Consider the following 3,354-nt stretch of genomic DNA (forward strand, 5'->3'; position numbering starts at 1 on the left):
CGCACGGGCGGCTGGCGGCGCGAACTGCTCTCACCCGAGCGCGCGGCGGCAGAGGCCTGCCCGGTGCTGGCCGGAGGCGACCGGGTGGCCGTGGTGTTCGGCCCGGAGGACCGGGGGCTCACCAATGACGAGATCGAGCACTGTCACCGCCTGCTGACCATTCCCACCGCGCCGGAGGCCTCGTCGCTGAACCTGGCCCAGGCCGTGCTGGTGGTGCTGTACGAATGCCTGAAGGGCACGGCGGCGCACCCCTTCCGCCCCGGTCCGGCCCCGGATTCTCGCCTGGCCAACCACGCGGAACTGGAACTGCTGCACGACACCCTGCGCGACACCCTGCTGGCCATCGACTACCTGCGCGCCGACAACCCGGACTACTTCATGATGCCGGTGCGCCGCTTTCTGGGACGCACCCGGCTGCGCCGCCACGAATTCGACCTGGTCATGGGCGTGTGCCGCCAGGTGAAGCGCCTAACCGCGCTACGCACCGACGAAAGGAACTGAGAGGCACGAGGCTTCTCCGCCCCATGCATGCAAAGGCCGCAGAACCGGGAATATCCCGGGGCTGCGGCCTTGACGCATTTCGAACGTGCGCAACGCACGGTTCCGACTGCCTTCACCGTGCGCTGACGAGCTTTCCACGTTCCAGACGGTACTTGAGCACCGCTTTTTGCGTAGGACAACACAGTGGGTCGTCTGGACCCTGCACCACAGCGTTGATGGTAATGGCATTTTCCACACACTTGACGGATTCAATGTGTATGCGGTCGCCCAGTCGCACCGGAGGAGTTGTCACATACCATCCATTGTCGACATAGATACCCCACATGGTGACGACAACCCCAGTCCCTCCGTAAGTTACGGCACCAACAACAAACCCAAAATCGTCACTCTTGCTGTCACTGTACACGCTTGGTTCAGGAAGTATGAATATACATCTCTCATTTCGTATACCTCCTTCAACGCACGGCAACACAAGACCATCTTGATCACCTTTTCTGTAGCTAAACTTCCGGTATTTATTTTCTGCAATTTTATATTCAGTCGGCGTATCAAACTCAAGGTCATAAATAATCTTACGGAAGTCAGCTGCTGAGGAATCTCCCACACACAAAATCATCAATCCGAACCCCATTGCCGCAGCAATAATCCATTTTTTCATGAACAAACCCCTTAAATATCATACGTAAATTGCATTCCCCGCGTCACGCGCCGGCATTTTGCCGCAACCACGCACGCAGAACCCGCGCACATTGACAACCTGCCTGCCTCCCTTGCCCCGTCAAAACAACGGCACCGCTGCTGGGCAGTATGCTGCCCCACACAAAAACAACAAATCGATACACACGTCCGCGTTTCCGCGCAATCGCAAAATAAATAATTCCTTACTATCCTGCACAATTCCCGCACCGCGATGGCGCAACCTTGGAACCGAGATGCTGCAAATCCGTCACTTCCACTCACTCCATTGGCACCGTGGCATACCAAAACCGATTGACCTCTTGTGAAAAACAGTGCAATCCCCCGTCGGGGGAAGTGAGGCCTTGCGCACCTGCGTGGGACCGTCAACGGGAGGCGACGACAATGCGGCTAGACACACTCAGGATCAGCACCAAGATGTATTCCGGAGTCATCGGGGTGGTGCTGTGTACCATCGTGTTCCTGTCCGGCCTGGTAGCCTGGCGAACCCAGGGCACGCTGGACAGGTTGGGCAAAGACAACCTGGCCGGGTTCATGGACGCCATGTGCGGCGTGGCGGCCATGCAGGACCGCATTGGCGGCGAAGCACTGCACAACAGTCTGGAAGCACTGGCCAGCGCGCTGCTGGGCCAGGGCGAACTGCACGTCAGCGCGGCCAACGCGGCCACGCATACGGTGGCGGACCAGACGACCGGGGCCACATCCACCGTATCCGTGCCCGATTTCGAACTGAGCAGCGACGGCATGCCCCTGCCCTTCTCGCCCAACGCGCTGGTGGAACGGCACAAGCGCACCGTGGGTTCGGACGCCACCCTGTTCGCGCTGCTGCCCGGCAAGCTGCTGCGCGTGGCCACCACCATCACCGATGCCCATGGCAAGCGCGCCATCGACACCTACATTTCCGAATCCAGCCCTGTGTACAAGGCCGTTGCCTCGGGCAACGACTATACGGGCCGCGCCATGGTCATGGGCAAGGCCTTCCGCACCCATTACCGCCCTGTGAAGGATTCCTATGGCGCGGTCGTCGGCGCGCTGTTCGTGGGCGACCCCCTGCTTACGGAGGCCTTCCGCACCATGTTCGGCCAGGCCAAGGTGGGCGGGCGCGGCTACACCTTCATCTTTGCGCCCGACGGCACCCGAGTGCAGCACCCCACCCGCACCGGCACCAATATCCTGCAGGACGCCTACGGCAAGCAGATGCTGGAAACCCGCAACGGCTTCCTGGAATGGGAATATCAGGGCCGCAAGGTGGGCTACGTGCGCTATTTCGAGCCATGGGACATGTATCTGGCCGTGGCCATGACCCACGACGAGATGTTGCAGGGCGCGGACACCGACATGCTGCGCTGGACGGCGGGCGGCGGCGTGGCCGCGCTGGCGCTGGCGGTGCTGTTCGTGTGGCTGCTGGTGCGTGAACTGATGAAGCCCATGGGGCAACTGGCCGCCTATGCCCGCACCGTGGCAGCGGGCGATTTTTCCGCCACCATGCGCTACGAGGCGCGCGACGCCGTGGGCGACACCATTGGCGCGGTCAACGCCATGGTGGCCGAGATGAAGAGCAAGCTAGGCTTCACCCAGGGGGTGCTGAACGGCATGACAATGCCCTTTGCCATCAGCTCGCCCGACGAAAAGGTGGTCTTCACCAATGACGCGCTGGTGCGCCTGCTGGAGCGCCCCGGCACTCCCAGGGACTGGGAAGGCAGGCAGTTGGACCACTTCGTGTATGGCCGGGATGTTGACGACATGGCCACCCGGCGCTGCCTGAAAAGCGGCAGCGCCGAATGCAACCTGAGCGTGGACCTGACCACCGAGACCGGCAAGACCGTGCACGCCCAGGTGGACGTGGCCCCGCTGTACGACCTTGACGGCACGCTCATCGGGGCTTTCACCATCTATGCCGACGTTACCGACCTGCGCACCCAGCAGGCCCGCACAGAGGCCCAGCACGCCGCCATAACCCGCGTGGCCGAACAGGCCGACGTCATTGCCCGGCAGGTGGCCACCGCGGCGGACGAACTGTCCCGCCAGGTGCAGGACGCCAACGGCGGGGCCGACAGGCAGCGCGCCCGCGCCTCCGAGACGGCCACCGCCATGGAGCAGATGAACGCCAGCATGCTGGAGGTGGCCCACAGCGCCTCGCAGGCGGCGGCCAACGCC

Annotated in this window: 3 protein-coding genes; 2 read left to right on the forward strand and 1 reads right to left on the reverse strand. The window is 62.5% G+C overall.

The features are described from left to right. A partial coding sequence (locus FVW20_RS10340; protein WP_307831485.1) for an RNA methyltransferase occupies positions 1-501 on the forward strand: 501 nt, incomplete at its 5' end. A gap of 112 nt (positions 502-613) precedes the next feature. On the opposite strand, the gene FVW20_RS10345 is transcribed toward FVW20_RS10340, so the two are convergent. After that, positions 614-1,159: a hypothetical protein gene (locus tag FVW20_RS10345; protein WP_196609415.1), complete on the reverse strand. Its 546-nt coding sequence runs from the start codon at positions 1,157-1,159 to the stop codon at positions 614-616. Between the two features lie 422 nt (positions 1,160-1,581). Between FVW20_RS10345 and FVW20_RS10350 the strand changes: the two genes are divergently transcribed. Then, positions 1,582-3,354 (forward strand): Cache 3/Cache 2 fusion domain-containing protein (locus tag FVW20_RS10350; protein ID WP_196609417.1); only part of this gene is annotated, 1,773 nt, incomplete at its 3' end.

The organism is Nitratidesulfovibrio oxamicus (genome assembly GCF_015731765.1).
Taxonomy (GTDB): domain Bacteria; phylum Desulfobacterota; class Desulfovibrionia; order Desulfovibrionales; family Desulfovibrionaceae; genus Cupidesulfovibrio; species Cupidesulfovibrio oxamicus.

Bases quoted from the DNA above. Each gene is read 5' to 3' on its own strand.
- FVW20_RS10345 (WP_196609415.1), bottom strand. From the start codon at position 1,159: ATGAAAAAATGGATTATTGCTGCGGCAATGGGGTTCGGATTGATGATT.